This is a genomic window from Serratia sp. 22264, assembly GCF_052045345.1.
Lineage (GTDB): Bacteria > Pseudomonadota > Gammaproteobacteria > Enterobacterales > Enterobacteriaceae > Serratia > Serratia plymuthica.
On the sequence record NZ_JBQEOY010000001.1, the window covers coordinates 2066585 to 2082496 of the forward strand.

Annotated in this window: 15 protein-coding genes; 8 read left to right on the forward strand and 7 right to left on the reverse strand. The window is 57.7% G+C overall.

Annotation, left to right across the window (positions count from 1 at the left end; genetic code table 11):
- Positions 1–2: 2 nt before the first annotated feature.
- Entirely contained in the window at positions 3–797 is a 795-nt protein-coding gene (locus tag ACTJJ1_RS09695; RefSeq protein WP_440833339.1) for an alpha/beta hydrolase, read from the reverse strand.
- 161 nt (positions 798–958) lie between these two features.
- Positions 959–1858 (reverse strand): LysR family transcriptional regulator, encoded by a 900-nt coding sequence (locus ACTJJ1_RS09700; RefSeq protein ID WP_197912535.1) that lies wholly within the window; start codon positions 1856–1858, stop codon positions 959–961.
- 98 nt (positions 1859–1956) lie between these two features.
- On the opposite strand from ACTJJ1_RS09700, the gene ACTJJ1_RS09705 reads away from it, so the two are divergent.
- Both ACTJJ1_RS09705 and ACTJJ1_RS09710 read left to right on the forward strand, forming a co-directional pair.
- Positions 1957–2574: a glutathione S-transferase family protein gene (locus tag ACTJJ1_RS09705; RefSeq protein WP_440833341.1), complete on the forward strand. Its 618-nt coding sequence runs from the start codon at positions 1957–1959 to the stop codon at positions 2572–2574.
- A gap of 5 nt (positions 2575–2579) precedes the next feature.
- Entirely contained in the window at positions 2580–3494 is a 915-nt protein-coding gene (locus tag ACTJJ1_RS09710; protein WP_440833343.1) for a pyridoxamine 5'-phosphate oxidase family protein, read from the forward strand.
- Between the two features lie 47 nt (positions 3495–3541).
- Here ACTJJ1_RS09710 and ACTJJ1_RS09715 read toward each other — a convergent pair whose 3' ends face one another.
- Positions 3542–3757, reverse strand: coding sequence for a glycogen synthase (locus tag ACTJJ1_RS09715; protein ID WP_004946382.1), 216 nt, complete (start codon positions 3755–3757; stop codon positions 3542–3544).
- Between the two features lie 190 nt (positions 3758–3947).
- On the opposite strand from ACTJJ1_RS09715, the gene gabD reads away from it, so the two are divergent.
- Together gabD and ACTJJ1_RS09725 are read left to right on the forward strand one after the other, a co-directional pair.
- On the forward strand, positions 3948–5423 hold the full coding sequence (gene gabD, locus ACTJJ1_RS09720) for an NADP-dependent succinate-semialdehyde dehydrogenase (RefSeq protein ID WP_440833345.1): 1476 nt from the start codon (positions 3948–3950) through the stop codon (positions 5421–5423).
- 99 nt (positions 5424–5522) lie between these two features.
- On the forward strand, positions 5523–5891 hold the full coding sequence (locus tag ACTJJ1_RS09725; RefSeq protein WP_409442758.1) for a glyoxalase superfamily protein: 369 nt from the start codon (positions 5523–5525) through the stop codon (positions 5889–5891).
- 63 nt (positions 5892–5954) lie between these two features.
- Here the strand turns inward: ACTJJ1_RS09725 and ACTJJ1_RS09730 are convergent, their stop codons facing one another.
- Positions 5955–6350 carry a (R)-mandelonitrile lyase gene (locus tag ACTJJ1_RS09730; protein ID WP_041417351.1) on the reverse strand — a complete coding sequence of 132 codons (396 nt, stop codon included), beginning with the start codon at positions 6348–6350 and terminating at the stop codon, positions 5955–5957.
- Between the two features lie 256 nt (positions 6351–6606).
- On the opposite strand from ACTJJ1_RS09730, the gene ACTJJ1_RS09735 reads away from it, so the two are divergent.
- Positions 6607–7500, forward strand: coding sequence for a LysR family transcriptional regulator (locus ACTJJ1_RS09735; RefSeq protein WP_004946396.1), 894 nt, complete (start codon positions 6607–6609; stop codon positions 7498–7500).
- Between the two features lie 44 nt (positions 7501–7544).
- On the opposite strand, the gene ACTJJ1_RS09740 is transcribed toward ACTJJ1_RS09735, so the two are convergent.
- Entirely contained in the window at positions 7545–8534 is a 990-nt protein-coding gene (locus tag ACTJJ1_RS09740) for an aldo/keto reductase (protein ID WP_440833348.1), read from the reverse strand.
- Positions 8535–9005: 471 nt separating this feature from the next.
- Between ACTJJ1_RS09740 and ACTJJ1_RS09745 the strand changes: the two genes are divergently transcribed.
- Both ACTJJ1_RS09745 and ACTJJ1_RS09750 read left to right on the forward strand, forming a co-directional pair.
- Positions 9006–11381, forward strand: coding sequence for a glucose/quinate/shikimate family membrane-bound PQQ-dependent dehydrogenase (locus ACTJJ1_RS09745; protein WP_004946400.1), 2376 nt, complete (start codon positions 9006–9008; stop codon positions 11379–11381).
- A gap of 195 nt (positions 11382–11576) precedes the next feature.
- The gene (locus tag ACTJJ1_RS09750) at positions 11577–12149 is read left to right on the forward strand and encodes a hypothetical protein (protein WP_062792454.1); all 573 of its coding nucleotides are present in this window, start codon (positions 11577–11579) and stop codon (positions 12147–12149) included.
- A gap of 79 nt (positions 12150–12228) precedes the next feature.
- On the opposite strand, the gene ACTJJ1_RS09755 is transcribed toward ACTJJ1_RS09750, so the two are convergent.
- Together ACTJJ1_RS09755 and ACTJJ1_RS09760 are read right to left on the reverse strand one after the other, a co-directional pair.
- Positions 12229–13485: an MFS transporter gene (locus tag ACTJJ1_RS09755; RefSeq protein ID WP_004946405.1), complete on the reverse strand. Its 1257-nt coding sequence runs from the start codon at positions 13483–13485 to the stop codon at positions 12229–12231.
- Positions 13486–13564: 79 nt separating this feature from the next.
- Complete coding sequence (locus tag ACTJJ1_RS09760; RefSeq protein WP_006326308.1) at positions 13565–14872, reverse strand: alpha-glucosidase/alpha-galactosidase; 1308 nt, start codon at positions 14870–14872, stop codon at positions 13565–13567.
- 199 nt (positions 14873–15071) lie between these two features.
- Here ACTJJ1_RS09760 and ACTJJ1_RS09765 point away from each other — a divergent pair, with 199 nt between their 5' ends.
- Positions 15072–15911 carry an AraC family transcriptional regulator gene (locus ACTJJ1_RS09765; RefSeq protein WP_004946410.1) on the forward strand — a complete coding sequence of 280 codons (840 nt, stop codon included), beginning with the start codon at positions 15072–15074 and terminating at the stop codon, positions 15909–15911.
- The last annotated feature ends 1 nt before the right edge of the window (position 15912 follow it).

Here is a 15912-nt window from a genome sequence, read left to right on the forward strand (position 1 = left end):
GTTTATTTCCCCGTGGTGATTAACTGCCGGATCAGCGCCCCGTCAGCGGCGAACAGCTGATCCAGTACGTTGTAATGATTGGCTCCCGCTACGGCAACCAGCTCAGCCGGCAGGTTTTTCTCCCGCAGCGCAGCGTAATAATGAAGCGACTGCCCTATCAGCTCCGGCAGCTCGGCTGCGCCGTAAAACAGCGTCATGGGTTTTAGCTGTTCAGGAATATGGCGCGCCGGACTCAGCTGCGTGATTTGCCGCCGGGTCAGTTGCAATTGCCGATTTACATAAGTGCTTAACAGCGGTTCCAGTTCAAAAATGCCGCTGATGGGCAATACCGCGTCAACAACCGCATGCTGTTGCCAATAACTGGCCAAATGCCCGCCTGCGGAATGGCCGCACAAATAGACCGGCGCGTTTTTTTGCGCTGCCAGCCGCAGTTCAATGGTATCCAGCGCCGTGCCGATTTGCCGGCAAATATCGTCCAGTGTCGCCACCGGCGCCAACGTATACTCCAGCAACACCACATCAAAGCCCAGCGCCAATGGCACCTCGGCAATAAAAGCGAAGTCGTCTTTACGGCAAAACTGCCAATAACCGCCGTGAATAAATATTAATGTTCCTTTAGAGGGCGCATCGGAATATAACCAATCAAAAACTTCCCGTTCCGAATAACCATAGGCAATATTAAATTCGCTGCGTACTTGCTGATAAACGGTCTGACTGCGAGTTTGAAATGAGTTCAGGATCTCATCTTCATTGTCTACCGTCGAACCGTTATCGTAACTTCCCGGGACAAGTTTCATATATTAAACTTCGTTTATTATTTAAGATATGCGTTAACTATTAGCACCGGCCAAAATATTGTCAAGAAGGGAACCGCAGCAATGCGTGCGCGGTAAAATAAATCTTATTTTTGCGCCAAATAAGTTTAACCAGTGAAACTTATCGGTATTGATTCGCCGGTTTATACCGGCTGAATTTGTGCCAACCGGCTTAATTCTTGCCAGGCGTAGTCCCAGAAGGTACGCACCTTCAACGGCATGCGCTGAACGTTCTGCGCCACCAGTTGCACCGGCATCGGCAAGGGTTCATACGCCGGCAGCAAACGCACCAGCGTGCCCGCCGCCAAATCGTCCGCCACCTGATACGACAATAATCGGGCGATGCCCTTGCCCGCCCGCACCGCCAGCAGTTGGGTTTCCACCTCGTTGATCAGCAGCCTGGGCGTCAGCCGTACCCGCTCGCCATTTTCCTGCGGGCCAAAACGCCATTCGCGCAGCGACGCACGTTGGGTACCGACAATGGTATCGTGATCGGTCAACTGCGCCGGGTGTTGCGGTTCACCGCGCCGCGCCAGATAAGCCGGGCTGGCGACCGTGACCCGCGACACCTGCCCCAACCGGCGCGCCACCCGGGAAGAATCCTGCTGATGACCAATGCGCACCGCCACATCCAGCCCTTCGTCGATCAAATCCAGGTTGCGATCGTTGAGCACCATTTCAATCTGCATCTGCGGATAACGATCAAGAAACGCCATCACCAGCGGCGCCACGTGTTTGCGCCCGAACTGCACCGGCGAGGTGACGCGCAACATGCCGGAGAGCTGGCTGTCCGCCGTGTCCAGCACCGCCGAGTCATAGTCATGCAGCAGCAGGCGCGCACGCTCCGCCAGCCGCAAACCCGCCTCGGTCGGTGCCAACCGCCGGGTGGTGCGCTCCACCAAGCGGGTGCCAAAACGCTGCTCCAGCGAGGCAATCGCACGGGTGATCGCCGGCGCGGAACGCCGCAGCTTGCGTCCGGCCGCAGCCAGGCTGCCGTGCTGAATCACCGCCACAAAGATAGCCAGTTCGTCCAACCTATCCATAGATTCTTCCAAAATGTGAAATTATCAATTTCTACATTGCCGGATTCCGCTCGCTGCCCGCAAGAGTATGCTGATAAAAATTATTCAGGAGCCTCATTATGCAAACCCTCAAATTGTACGGTACCCCGCTTTCCGGCCACGTTCATCGCGTGGCGTTGCTGCTGCGCATGCTTGATCTGCCCTACGAATTTATCGAGGCTCCCGCCGGCGTGCGCCAGAGCGAGGCTTTCCGCCGCCTCAATCCATTTGGCCAAATCCCGGTGCTGGTGGACGGCGACTTGACGCTCGCCGACAGCAACGCCATTTTGGTGTATCTGGTCAAACGCTACGCGCCGGGCAGCCACTGGCTACCGGAAACGCCGCAGGCTTCGGCGCAGGTGCAAGTATGGTTGTCCAAAGCTGCCGGAGAGGTCCGCTACGGCCCGGCTTCCAGCAGGCTGATCGCCCAATTTTCCGCTCCGGAGGATTATCAGGCTGCGCTGGCGATAGCGGCGCGCTTCCTGTCGCAGATGGAACAGCATCTGGCGGAACGTGATTTCTTGGCGACGGAACACGCCACCATCGGTGATTTGGCCTGCTACAGTTACGTGGCAGTAGCGCCGGAAGGCGGCATCTCGCTGGCGCCCTATCCGGCGATCCGCCGTTGGGTCGCGCGCATCGCCGCTCTGCCTGGTTTCTTCGCCATGCCGGCGCTGCCGGAACCCACCGCGAGGTAACGCTGATGATACAGCCGCTGTTCCACCCCGATGAAGTGCGCGCCCAGGCATTGGCCGGTTTTGACCGCGTGGGCGCAGGTATTTATGCCGCCATGCCCGACCAGCACCGCGAGTTTTTCGCCGCGCTGCCCTACCTGTTCGTCGCCACGCTGGACGATCAGGGCTGGCCGGTCGCTACGCTGTTCAGCGGCCCGCCCGGTTTTCTGCGCACGCCGGATGACACCCACCTGCGGATCAGCGCGCCGCGCCGCAACGACGATCCGGCACAGGCCGCATTGCAAAGCGGCAAACTGGTTGGCGCATTAGGGCTGGATTTCAGCAACCGCAGGCGCAACCGCGCCAACGGCGTGATTGGCCGCACCGACAAGAACCGCATTGAAATCGAGGTCCGGCAAAGTTTTGGCAACTGCCCGCAATATATCCAGCGGCGCGAGCTTTACCCGGTGGCCGCTGAGCCTGCGCCGATTGAATATCTTCCTGTGCTGGATGCTGGTGCGCAGGCGCTGATCCGGCGAGCGGACACCTTTTTCGTCGCCAGTTGCGCTCACACCGGGCTGGCGCAGGGCGGCATGGATATGTCGCACCGTGGCGGCAAGCCGGGGTTTATCCATCTGGCGGACAACCGCCTGTGGATCCCGGACTTTCGCGGCAACCGCTATATGAACACCCTCGGTAATCTGCTGGCCCAACCCCGGGCGGCGCTGTTGTTTGTCGATTTCGACAATGGCGATATTTTGCATCTGCAAGGGGAAACGCAGATCCTCTGGCAAACGGATATCGACCACGGGGTGGAGGGGGCGGAACGTTACTGGCGGTTTGATATGCACAGTGCGTGGCGCTTCCCGCAGGCTTTGCCCTGGCGCGGCCGCAATCTGGAATACTCTCCGGCCACGCTGAACACCGGGGTGTGGCAGGTGTAAATGGCCATAAAAAACCCCGCGTTGGCGGGGTCGGGTTCAATGAGGATTTATAGGCTGTGTTCCGCCATCGAGGTGGCCTGATAAAGCTGGCGAAAATAGCTCAGACGCTCGAAAAACAAACGACTTTGCGATTCCGACATATTGCCGGCCACCTTGCCGGCGTCGATTTCGCGTCCCTGCCACTCCATCAGCGCAATGCTGGAAGCGAGAAAATCCATGTTGCTGCTGTAAGCCGCAAGGTGCCGATTCACTGAATTTACCATTCTGCACACTCCTTTTTGTTATCTCGAAAAGGGTCATATGCTCACTGAGTTCAGTATCGTCCCGGCGGCGACTGTTTTTTGTACAGAAGATGCGCATGGCAGCAAATGGATGCGAAAAAGTTTGCTAGGGTAAAGAGGACTATTTGGGACAGGCCATACTGTTTGTAATTCTGAAAAAGGAAGATAACCGATGAGCACGACCTTCTCCGCCACCCTCAAAGATCCCGCGCTATTTCGCGAAGCAAACTACATCGATGGACAATGGCTGCAGGCCAAAGACGGGCAAACCATCAAGATCCATAACCCGGCCACCGGCGAGTTGGTCGGCCAGGTGCCGGCCTTTGGCGCCGAAGAAACCTCACAGGCGATAGCCGCCGCCAAAAAAGCCCAGCCGGCCTGGCGCGCGCTGACCGCCAAAGAGCGTGCAGGCAAGCTGCGCCGCCTGTTCGAACTGATGATGGAACACCAGGACGATCTGGCGCGCATCATGACCGCAGAACAGGGCAAACCTCTGGCCGAAAGCCGCGGTGAGATTGCCTATGCGGCTTCGTTTATCGAGTGGTTCGCCGAAGAGGGAAAACGCGTTTACGGTGACACCATTCCGCAAAACCTGCCCGGCCGGCGCATTATCGTGCAAAAAGAACCCATCGGGGTATTTGCCGCCATTACGCCGTGGAATTTCCCGGCGGCGATGATCACCCGCAAAGCCGGCCCCGGCTGGGCCGCGGGATGCACCGGGGTGATCCGCCCCGCCAGCCAGACCCCGTTCTCGGCGCTGGCGATTGCAGTGCTGGCCGAACGCGCCGGTTTACCGGCGGGCGTCTGCAACGTGATTACCGGGCCCAGCAAAGCGATCGGCGGCGAACTGACCGCGAACCCGGACGTACGCAAGCTCTCCTTTACCGGCAGCACAGAGGTAGGCGCGCAGTTGCTGGCGCAGTGTGCGCCCACCATCAAAAAGACCAGCATGGAACTGGGTGGCAACGCACCTTTTATCGTGTTTGACGATGCCGATCTGGACGCCGCCGTCGCCGGGGCGGTAGCCTCCAAATACCGTAATGCCGGCCAGACCTGCGTGTGCACCAATCGCTTTCTGGTGCAGGACGGCGTCTACGACGCTTTTGCGGAAAAGCTGAAAACCGCGGTGGCGAAGCTGAAAGTGGGCAATGGCATGGACGAGGGCGTCACTATCGGCCCATTGATTAACCGGGAGGCGGTGGAAAAAGTCAGCGAGCATATCGCCGATGCCGTGAAACGCGGTGCTTCGGTGCTGCTGGGTGGCCAACCCAATGCACTGGGCAATAACTTCTATACGCCGACCATCCTGACCGACGTACCGAGGCAGGCCAAAATTTTCCATGAGGAAACCTTTGGCCCGGTGGCGCCCTTGATCCGTTTTGAGCACGAAGCCGAAGCCATCGAACTGGCGAACGACACGCCGTTCGGCCTGGCCTCGTACTTCTACAGCCGCGACATCGGCCGGGTGATGCGCGTGGCCGAAGCGCTGGAATACGGCATTGTCGGCATCAATGAAGGGCTGATCTCTACCGAGGTCGCCCCCTTTGGCGGGGTTAAAAACTCCGGCCTGGGGCGCGAAGGATCGAAGTACGGCATCGAAGATTATCTCGAGATCAAATATCTGTGCCTTGGCGGGCTGGGTATCTGAATCTGTCGCCGGCCCCCGCAAGGGGGCTGAGCGCTGGCTAATCCGCTGCCATTTCTGCTAATTTTGCTTGCCCTTCAGGGGGCTTACAAGGACTCTCACATGGAACTCTCCGCCGCCATTCCCATTATCCGTATCTTCTCGGTCGAAAAAGCCAAAGAATTTTATCTGGATTTTCTCGGCTTCAAGCTGGATTGGGAGCACCGCTTTAGCGAAGACCTGCCGCTTTATGCCCAGATATCGCGCTCAGGTCTGACCCTGCATCTCAGCGAGCATTACGGCGACAGTACGCCCGGCTCAGCGGTGTTTATTCCGACCCGCGCTATCGATGCCCTGCAGCAGGAGTTAATGGCGAAACAGTACCGTTACGCCCGTCCGGGGGTTGAAACCCTTGACTGGGGAAGACAGTTGAACCTCACCGATCCCTTCGGCAATTGCCTGCGCTTTTGCGAGCAAGCCGACAATGCGTAACCGCCGTTAAACAGGCGTTTATCGCTTCAGCACGCGGGCAATTCGCCGGTAATACCGCCGCTCTTATTGCCGGTATTGCTCGTCGCTAACCTTCTCCATCCAGTCAACCGGGCTGCCGTTGAGGGACTCGGCAATGGCGATATGGGTCATGGCCGTTTCCGGGGTAGCGCCGTGCCAATGCTTGACCCCTTCGGGGATCCAAACGATATCGCCCTGATTCATCTCCTGGATTGAGTCGCCCCACACCTGGATCCAGCCGCGTCCCTGGGTGACGATCAACGTCTGCCCCAGCGGATGGGTATGCCAGGCGGTGCGGGCACCGGGTTCGAAGGTCACGGTGGCGCCGCCCACGCGGGCCGGTTCAGTACCGGCAAAAGGCGCATCAATCCGCACTTGGCCGGTAAAGTAATCCTCGGGACCCGGCCGGGATGGCAGGGAACCGCTGCGTTGAATTTTCAATTTTTCCTCCGTTTCGGCAATGGCTGCCGGTGCTGACATGGACAAGATAAGGGTAGACGCTGCGAGTAATTTCACTGACTGCTCCCGTTAAGATAGCGCGAAAGAGAAAGATAACGCCGCACCGCTATCGGGACTAGATAGCAAAATACGCAAGGACCTATGAGTTGAATTCATGAGTGATCGGGTGTGATGCCCCCCGGCAAGCGTATAGAATGCCGCTATCGATCTCGCCGGAGTGCCGGAATTAAGGTGCCGCATGTTAAAAGAAAACTTTAACGATTTGATTTCGTTCCTTGTCGTGGCGCGTGAACGCAGCTTTACCAAAGCGGCGGCCAAGCTCGGCGTTTCCCAATCGGCATTAAGCCATGCCATTAGGGGCCTGGAAGAACGGCTAGAGCTGCGGCTATTGACCCGCACCACGCGCAGCGTTGCCCCGACCGAAGCCGGCGAAAGGTTGCTCAACAGCATCGGCCCGCGTTTTGCGGAAATAGAAAGCGAACTGGATGCCTTAAGCGAGATGCGTGAACGACCGGCAGGCAACATTCGCATCACCGCCGGGGAACATGCCGTCGACTCGGTACTCTGGCCGATGCTGAAGTCATTTCTGGCCGACTATCCGGACATTAATGTCGAAATCACGGTCGATAACACCTTGACCGACATTGTCGCCGGTCGCTTTGATGCCGGGATCCGTTTGGGCGAACAGGTTGCCAAAGACATGATCGCCGTGCGGATAGCGCCTGATATGCGCATGGTGCCTGTCGCTTCACCCGCTTATTTCGAGCGATACGGCATCCCGAACACGCCGCAGGCGTTGCAAAACCACCGCTGCATCAATATGCGCTTACCCACTATGGGCGGGATCTATGCCTGGGAGTTTGCAAAAGACGGGCGTGAGATAAAAGTGCGCGTAGAGGGCCAGTTGATCTTTAACAGCCTGCGCCAACGCATTGACGCGGCGCTACTCGGCTTCGGCATCGCCTTTGTGCCGGAAGATACCGTCACCGACGAGCTGGCCGGCGGCCGTTTAGCGAGAGTTCTCGATGAATGGTGCCCGCTTTTTCCCGGCTATTACCTCTATTACCCCAGCCGCAGGCAGCACACCACCGCCTTCGCCCTGTTTGTCGAAGCGTTGCGCTATCAGCGCTAATCGTTGGTAACCCGCCGCCGACAAGCTTGGCAGGCGGGATGTGATCAACGCCCGACGTTTTTTTGCAGATGCGCCGGATAACGCGCGCCCTGCACTTCAATGGCGGCAAGCGCCTCTTCGATACTGCTCCGTTCACCCGTAGCCAGCACGACCTCCGACGCACCGAGGTTCTCGGTAAGGCGATGGTGTTTGGTGGTGCCCGGGATCGGCACAATCCAGGGTTTCTGCGCCAACAGCCAGGCCAGTGCAATCTGCGCCGGAGTCACGCCTTTTTGCCGGGCTATCTGCCCCAGCACGTCCACCAGCCTTTGGTTGGCTTTGCGCGCCTGGGCGCTGAAGCGCGGCACGATGTTACGAAAATCGCTGCTGTCGAAGGTGGTGTTTTCATTGATGGCCCCGGTGAGGAAGCCTTTCCCCAGCGGGCTGAACGGCACAAAGCCGATGCCCAGTTCTTCCAGCGTCGGTAAAATGTCCTGCTCTGGCTCGCGCCACCACAGCGAATACTCGCTCTGCAACGCCGCAACCGGCTGCACCGCATGGGCGCGACGGACAGTTTCCGCCCCAGCCTCCGACAGCCCGAAATGTTTTACCTTCCCTTCCCGAATCAGCGCCTTTACCGTGCCGGCGACGTCCTCAATCGGCACGTTGGGATCAACCCGGTGCTGATAAAGCAGATCGATGGTCTCGATATTGAGGCGTTTGAGCGATCCTTCCACCGCCTGGCGGATATGTTCAGGCCGGCTATTAAGCACCTGCTTACCCTCCGGCTGCGGCAGTGCAAAACCAAATTTGGTGGCGATCACCACATGATCGCGCACCGGTGCCAGGGCTTCTCCCACCAGCGCCTCATTGGTAAACGGGCCATAGATCTCAGCCGTATCGAAAAAGGTCACGCCCTGCTCCACGGCCGAACGAATCAGGGCAATCGCCTGTTGCTTGTCGGTCGCCGGGCCGTAACCAAAACTCAGGCCCATACAACCCAGCCCTAACGCCGAGACTTCCAGGCCGCCGTTGCCCAATTTGCGTGTTTGCATTTCATTCCTCCGGGTGAATCGCACAGACCCCCGACGTGCTTGCCGGGGCCGATTATCGTGTGATGACTGTAGAAGAGCGGGGTGGCGGTGACTATGGAGCAAATCCGCTTGAGTTTATGAATTTAACTCATGAATCAAACGACGGTGCCCATCGTTGTCCTCATTCGCCTCATTGTCCGACGTCAAGCTCCGCCTTTACATCGGAGCATTGACACCCGCTGGAAGCATCCGGATACTCTCGCACCGTTACCGGTAACAATGATCGGTTGACCAATGATAAAACCAAGACCGGGCGGCAACCAAGGCTATCACCTGTGGCAGCGCCCCTTTTGGAGAAGGCAAAGTGCCCCGAGGCAAAAACGCGGGACAGGGTTTGCGTCACCCTGGTTTTTTAAGGAGAAACCGCGTGTTTTTTTTGATTTAGCTTAATCTCTAAATCGGGGACTTTTCATTTTTGGTAAGGATAATACTATGCAAAATAAAGCGTCATTGTCGCCGCTCGTCATCATAACGGCGCTGTTCGCCGTGTTGAGCGGGCTCTATCTGCTGGCCGGGGGCATCTGGTTGGCTAAGCTCGGCGGTTCGTTGTACTACATCATCGCCGGGGTAGTATTGCTGGTCACGGCCTGGCTGCTGTTCCGCCGCCGCGCCACCGCGCTGTTGTTGTACGCCCTCTTCCTGCTCGGTACCACGGTCTGGGCGCTGTGGGAAGTCGGCCCGGATTTCTGGGCACTGACGCCGCGTCTGGACGTCACCTTCTTCTTCGGCCTGTGGCTGGTGTTGCCCTTTATCTATCGTCGGCTTATCGCCAACGGCAAACTGGCGTACGGTGCTTTGAGCATCGCGCTGGTGATCACCGTGGGCGTTCTGGCCTACGCGGTGTTTAACGATCCGCAAGAGATCCATGGCACCCTGGAACCGGCGCAGGCCAAAGCCGAAACGGATGCGTCTGCCGCCGACTGGCCGGCTTATGGCCGCACGCAGGAAGGCACGCGCTATTCCCCGTTGAGCCAGATCAACGACAAAAACGTGGGCCAACTCAAGGAAGCCTGGACCTTCCAGACCGGCGACCTGAAGACCGCCAACGATCCGGGTGAAATCACCAACGAAGTCACTCCGATTAAAATCCGCGACACGCTTTATCTGTGTACGCCTCACCAGAAGCTGTTCGCGCTGGATGCCGCCACCGGTAAAGAGAAGTGGAAGTTCGACCCTCAGTTGAAATTCAACCCGACCTTCCAGCACATCACCTGCCGCGGCGTGTCTTACCATGAAACCACAGCAGCGGCCGGCGCAACGGCAGAAACCCCTCCTGCACAGTGCGCACGCCGCATTATCCTGCCGGTGAATGACGGCCGTCTGTTCGCTCTGGATGCGGAAACCGGTAAGCCTTGCGCCGATTTCGCCAATAACGGCGAGTTGAATCTGCAAAGCAATATGCCGTATGCGACTCCAGGCCACTATGAGCCGACGTCGCCGCCGGTGATCACCGATAAGGTGATTGTCGTTGCCGGTGCGGTTACCGATAACTATTCCAACCGCGAGCCTTCGGGTGTGATCCGCGGGTTTGACGTCAACAGCGGCAAGCTGCTGTGGGCCTTTGATCCGGGCGCCAAAGATCCGAACGCCATCCCGGCGGACGAACATCATTTCACGCCGAACTCGCCGAACTCCTGGGCGCCTGCCGCCTATGACGCCAAACTGGACATTGTCTATCTGCCGATGGGCGTCACCACCCCGGATATTTGGGGCGGCGACCGTACGCCGGAAATGGAGCGTTATGCCAGCGGCCTGCTGGCGCTGAATGCCTCCACCGGCAAGCTGGCCTGGTTCTATCAGACCGTGCACCATGACCTGTGGGATATGGACGTGCCGGCTCAGCCAACTCTGGCGGATATCACCGACAAGAGCGGCAACAAGGTGCCGGTGATTTACGTACCGACCAAAACCGGCAATATCTTCGTGCTGAACCGCACCAACGGAGAGTTGGTGGTGCCGGCGCCAGAAAAACCGGTCCCGCAAGGCCCGGCCAAGGGCGACCGCTTGTCACCGACCCAACCGTTCTCCGAGCTGACTTTCCGTCCGGAGAAAAAACTGACCGGCGCGGATATGTGGGGCGCGACCATCTATGACCAACTGGTCTGCCGGGTGATGTTCCACAGCCTGCGTTACGAAGGCACCTTCACCCCGCCTTCCGAACAGGGCACGCTGGTGTTCCCGGGCAACCTCGGCATGTTCGAATGGGGCGGCCTGTCTGTCGATACCGACCGTCAAATCGCCATCGCCAACCCAATCGCCCTGCCGTTCGTTTCCAAACTGATCCCGCGCGGCCCAGGCAACCCGATTGAACCGCCAGCCGGCGACAAAGGCGGCAGCGGCACCGAAGCCGGCGTGCAGCCACAGTATGGCGTGCCGTTCGGCGTGACCCTGAACCCGTTCCTGTCGCCGTTTGGTCTGCCATGCAAACAGCCGGCATGGGGTTATATTTCCGCTGTAGACCTGAAAACCAACGACATCGTGTGGAAAAAACGCATCGGTACCGTGCGCGACAGCTCTCCGTTGCCGCTGCCGTTCAAGATGGGCATGCCAATGTTGGGCGGACCGGTCTCTACCGCCGGTAATGTGTTCTTCATTGGCGCAACCGCAGACAACTACCTGCGCGCCTTCAGCGTCACCAACGGTGACAAACTGTGGGAAGCACGTCTGCCGGCCGGTGGCCAGGCAACGCCAATGACTTATGAGGTTAACGGCAAGCAGTACGTGGTGATTTCCGCAGGCGGACATGGCTCCTTCGGCACCAAGCTGGGCGACTACATCGTCGCTTACGCTTTGCCGGACGAGAAATAATCGCTAAGAGAGCCCTACCCTGGAGCACGCCATCCGGCGTGCTCTATCCCCCACCCGCAGCGCCCCGAACCTCAATACGCAATAAACTCATCCCGCAGACAGCAAACGGATGAACATCCGGTGCGCCAGGCCGCGCAAACCGCTGCCGACACATCGGCACTGTGCCATAATGCGCCGCCGAAGGGAGGGCGATAAATGGACATCATTCTACTGCGTCACGGTCAGCCGAACATCGATACCGACAAGCTGCAGCGCACCCACGAGATGCGCGCCTGGATCGATCAATACAATCTTGCGGGCATCGCCGATACGCCGCCCGAAAACGCCAGGTCGCTCGCTTCGCAACCCCGGTATGTTGTCGCCAGCACCCTGCCAAGAGCCTTGGCTTCCCTGGCTTTGCTGGGCCTGCACCCCCACGAGAGCGACGCCCTGTTCTGCGAAGCCGAGCTGCCGGTTTTCTCTGTACCGCTGTTACGTTTACGCCCCTTGCATTGGGTGGTGATTTTTCGCCTTCTGTGGCTATGCGGCTACGCGAAAAATGTCGAATCCTTGTCATCAGCCAAAAAACGCGCCGCGGCCGCCAGCGGCAAACTGGCCGATCTCGCGGCGGCTCAGGGGGCAGTACTGCTGTTGGGACACGGCGTAATGAACAGCCTGATTGCCAATAAATTGAAGAAGGCCGGCTGGAAGCTGCACAGCCAGTCAGGCAACAGCTACTGGAACGCCAAGGTGTATCGGCTTGCCGACCCCTTAACGACATCTGCCTGAATGACTGCCAACAAATACATAGCCCCTTCAGCCACAGCAGCTTGGGGGGCCACAGGCACAACACCTGATGCAGTTTTCGCTATCTCACCGCCAGCGGCAGTGTGCCTTCCCCCTTCAATACCCGCGCCTTGCCGGTCAAGGCAAAGGCCGAGATCAGGGTAAACAGCAACGCGATGCAGCCAAGGATCAGGTAAGAGGTTTTGAAGCCGTAATTGACGTACATCATCCCCGCCGCATAGGACATGCCGATGGCCGACAGTTGTTTGAAGAAGCAAAAGCCCCACAGGTAGATCGACGCGGAAAGGTTAACGTTAAATTGGGTGGTGATGTATTTGAAGATGCCCACCAGCAGGAACGGCACCTCAAACATATGCAGGGTCTTGAGGACAATCACCGCCGTCACCGAGTCCGCCTGCGACGAACCTATGATCCGCACCGACATAATCACCCCGGCAATCAGCAGCGCATTCTTGCCGCCGATGCGGTTGATGATCAACGGCGCAAAGAACATGATGAAAGCGTTAAGAAACTCGCCCAGCGTGGTGACATAGCCAAATGCCTGGGTACCGGCATGCCGATCGCGGAAAAACGAAGTGAAGAAATTGGCGAACTGCTGGTCGAATACGTCGTACACGCAGGCCACCCCGACGATATACATCACCAGACACCAGAATTTGCGCATTTTCAACAGCCCCAGCGCCGCTTTCAACTTGATCGGTTTGTGGTTCAGCGCCAGGCCGTCCGCCACCGCCAGCGTGTTGTTCTCTTCCGGCTTGAACAGATAAAGCAAACCTGCCAGCACCAGCGCGAAGCTGGAGGCCAGCCAAAACGCGAATTGATTGTTAATGGTAAACATGTAGCCGACGATCGAGGCGCAGATCGCCCAGCCGATACAGCCAAACAGCCGGGCGCGGCCATACTCGAACTGGCTGCGGCGGCTCACCTTCTCGATATAGGCTTCAATCGCCGGCGAACCGCCGCTGCACACCAAACCGAGATACATGCCGCACAGCAGCGCGCCCAGCAAAAAGTTACTTTGCAGCAGCGGCGAGAACACATAGATAAACAGCGGTGCCAGAAACAGCAGCAGGAAGATGATCATCCACAGCAGGTGTTTCTTCAGGCCAAACTTGTCGGTGACGAAGCCAAAAATCGGCTGGAACACCAGGGCAAACAGCGCCATGCCGGCGAACACCAGCCCGGTTTGTCGCTGATCGAGATGATTGACGTCATGCAGCCAGATCGGAAAGAACGGCAGCACCGCGCCCATGATAAAGAAATAGAAAAAACAGAAGGCACCGAAGATCCAAAAGTTCTTGTTTTTCAAATAAAACATGGCTCACCATCCCATTTTTAACGGCGCGGGAAGCCCCGCGCCTTGTGCGTTTTGAGGAGGTACCGGGGTAATGCGGCGATTAATGGTAGGCGGGAAGCCAGTTGCCGTGCGCTTCAATCAGTTCGTCGCACAGCTTGCGGATATCATCGATAGAAAGCTCGGCTGAAGTGTGCGGATCCAGCAACGCCGCATGGTAGATCGCTTCGCGTTTGTGCGTGACCGCCGCTTCGATGGTCAACAGTTGGGTGTTGATATTGGTGCGGTTCAGCGCCGCCAGTTGCTCCGGCAAGTTGCCGACATAGCAAGGCGTGATCCCCTGCCCATCCACCAGACAAGGCACTTCGACGCAGGCCTCCGCGGGCAGGTTGGTGATCAACCCAGTGTTGAGCACGTTGCCGCCAATCTTGTATGGCCGATCGGTCTCCATCGCTTCGATGATGTAAGAAGCATATTCGTGGGTACGGCTGTGGGTGAGGCTGGCGTCATGGGTCAGCGCCACTTTCTGTTGCTGCCATTGTTCAATCTGCTCAATACACCGGCGCGGGTATTCATCCAGCGGAATATTGAAGCGCTCAATCAGTTCCGGGTAATTGCGTTTGATCCAGTAAGGCATGTATTCGGCATTGTGTTCTGAAGATTCGGTCACGTAATAGCCGAAGGTTTTCATGATTTCATGACGCACCATGTCATCATGCTTGCCCTGCAAGGCATTGGCGCGGCGCTTGATTTCCGGGTACAGGTCTTCGCCGTGGCGGCGAACGTCCAGCAGCCAGGCCATATGGTTGATGCCCGCGATGTGGAATTGCACGTCGTCGGTCGGCATATCCACGCTTTTCAGCAGCGTCTCGGCGCAAACCTGAACGCTGTGGCACAACCCCACGGTTTTCACTTCGGTATGGCGCAGCATGGCACCGGTTATTGCCGCCATCGGGTTGGTATAGTTCAGCAGCCAGGCGTCCGGGCAGACCGCTTCGATATCCCGGGCGAAATCAAACAGCACCGGAATGGTGCGCAGCGCGCGAAAGATACCGCCAATGCCCAGGGTATCGGCAATGGTCTGCTGCAGGCCGTATTTTCTGGCAATGGTGAAATCGGTAATGGTGCAAGGATCGTAGCCGCCAACCTGGATGGCATTCACCACGTAATTGGCGTTTTTCAATGCCGCACGGCGGTTTTCTACGCCGAGGTAAGGGGTAATCTTCGCCCTGCCCGCATTGGTATTGCGGTTGATATTGCTCAGCATGGCTAAGGATTCGTTGAGACGGGCGCTGTCAATGTCGTACAGCGCAATATCCACCTCTTTCAATGCCGGCGTTGCCATGATGTCGCCGAGTACGTTCTTGGCGAAGATGGTGCTGCCCGCGCCCATAAATGTCACTTTAATCATCGTATTTCTCCGCTGCTGCCGTTGTCGATAAGCTGAAATTACCCTGCAACGCCGGCACGTGATATGGATGAATGTGACCTTGTTATGGCGAAAAATGACGCACCGCAAAAAGTGTGAGCCAGGTCGAGATCTGGTCATGTCCCGGCGACTCCGCCGTAACTCCACTGATAAAGTGGAGATAAAACGGAGGCCATGACTGATGCACAAGAGTTTCACCCTCAATCGCACCGACAATATTGAGCTGAACCTGTACCAGTATGGGGAGGAGAATTGTGATAAAGGCCACAGTTTTGGCCCCGCCGTGCGCCAGCACTATCTATTCCATTATGTGATAAGCGGGACCGGCGTGCTGCACAGCGAATACGGCTCGTTTCCCGTCGTGGCAGGAGAAGGTTTTCTGATCCACCCGCACGACGTAACCACCTACTGCGCCGACAAAAAGGATCCCTGGCATTATATGTGGCTGGAGGTCGACGGGCTTATCGCCGGCAAGATTTTCGAAGAATGCCATCTGAGCCGTCAATTCCCAATTTATCGGCCCAACCTACAGGACGATAACGCCGACGCCCTGGGCTACCTGCGACAGATCGTTGCCCAGGGCGATGAGCATCGGCTGAAGGTGCTCGGGCTGAGCTACCTGTTTTTTTCCGCATTAATCGGCAATAGGCTGCAGGGCACGGCTGCACATCCCGATGACAAGGCGCAGCATCTGCGTAAAGCGGTCAAACAAATTGAAAACCGCTACCATGAACATTTGACGATTGAGAGCCTGGCCGCCTACTGCAATATCAACCGCAGTTACCTGTGCCGGCTGTTCAAAAACGCCTACGGCATCGGTCCCAAGGAATATTTGCTTAATTTTCGCATGAGTATCGCCGTCAGCCTGCTGAGCAATGGCCCTACGGCGATCAAAGTGGTGGGTATTTCGGTCGGCTATGAAAACCAATTGCACTTTTCCAAAGCCTTCAAGCAGGTGCACGGCGTATCGCCGGCCAGATGGCGGCAGGAAAACCTTCAGGCACCGCAGCCTGGCAGGTGAC

Excerpts from the sequence above, each read along its gene's own strand:
- ACTJJ1_RS09700 (WP_197912535.1), bottom strand. The coding sequence starts at position 1,858 with ATGGATAGGTTGGACGAACTGGCTATCTTTGTGGCGGTGATTCAGCAC.
- ACTJJ1_RS09765 (WP_004946410.1), top strand. The coding sequence starts at position 15,072 with ATGCACAAGAGTTTCACCCTCAATCGCACCGACAATATTGAGCTGAAC.
- ACTJJ1_RS09705 (WP_440833341.1), top strand. The coding sequence starts at position 1,957 with ATGCAAACCCTCAAATTGTACGGTACCCCGCTTTCCGGCCACGTTCAT.
- ACTJJ1_RS09735 (WP_004946396.1), top strand. The coding sequence starts at position 6,607 with ATGTTAAAAGAAAACTTTAACGATTTGATTTCGTTCCTTGTCGTGGCG.
- ACTJJ1_RS09755 (WP_004946405.1), bottom strand. The coding sequence starts at position 13,485 with ATGTTTTATTTGAAAAACAAGAACTTTTGGATCTTCGGTGCCTTCTGT.
- ACTJJ1_RS09750 (WP_062792454.1), top strand. The coding sequence starts at position 11,577 with ATGGACATCATTCTACTGCGTCACGGTCAGCCGAACATCGATACCGAC.
- ACTJJ1_RS09725 (WP_409442758.1), top strand. The coding sequence starts at position 5,523 with ATGGAACTCTCCGCCGCCATTCCCATTATCCGTATCTTCTCGGTCGAA.
- ACTJJ1_RS09715 (WP_004946382.1), bottom strand. The coding sequence starts at position 3,757 with ATGGTAAATTCAGTGAATCGGCACCTTGCGGCTTACAGCAGCAACATG.
- gabD (WP_440833345.1), top strand. The coding sequence starts at position 3,948 with ATGAGCACGACCTTCTCCGCCACCCTCAAAGATCCCGCGCTATTTCGC.
- ACTJJ1_RS09695 (WP_440833339.1), bottom strand. The coding sequence starts at position 797 with ATGAAACTTGTCCCGGGAAGTTACGATAACGGTTCGACGGTAGACAAT.
- ACTJJ1_RS09740 (WP_440833348.1), bottom strand. The coding sequence starts at position 8,534 with ATGCAAACACGCAAATTGGGCAACGGCGGCCTGGAAGTCTCGGCGTTA.
- ACTJJ1_RS09745 (WP_004946400.1), top strand. The coding sequence starts at position 9,006 with ATGCAAAATAAAGCGTCATTGTCGCCGCTCGTCATCATAACGGCGCTG.
- ACTJJ1_RS09760 (WP_006326308.1), bottom strand. The coding sequence starts at position 14,872 with ATGATTAAAGTGACATTTATGGGCGCGGGCAGCACCATCTTCGCCAAG.
- ACTJJ1_RS09710 (WP_440833343.1), top strand. The coding sequence starts at position 2,580 with ATGATACAGCCGCTGTTCCACCCCGATGAAGTGCGCGCCCAGGCATTG.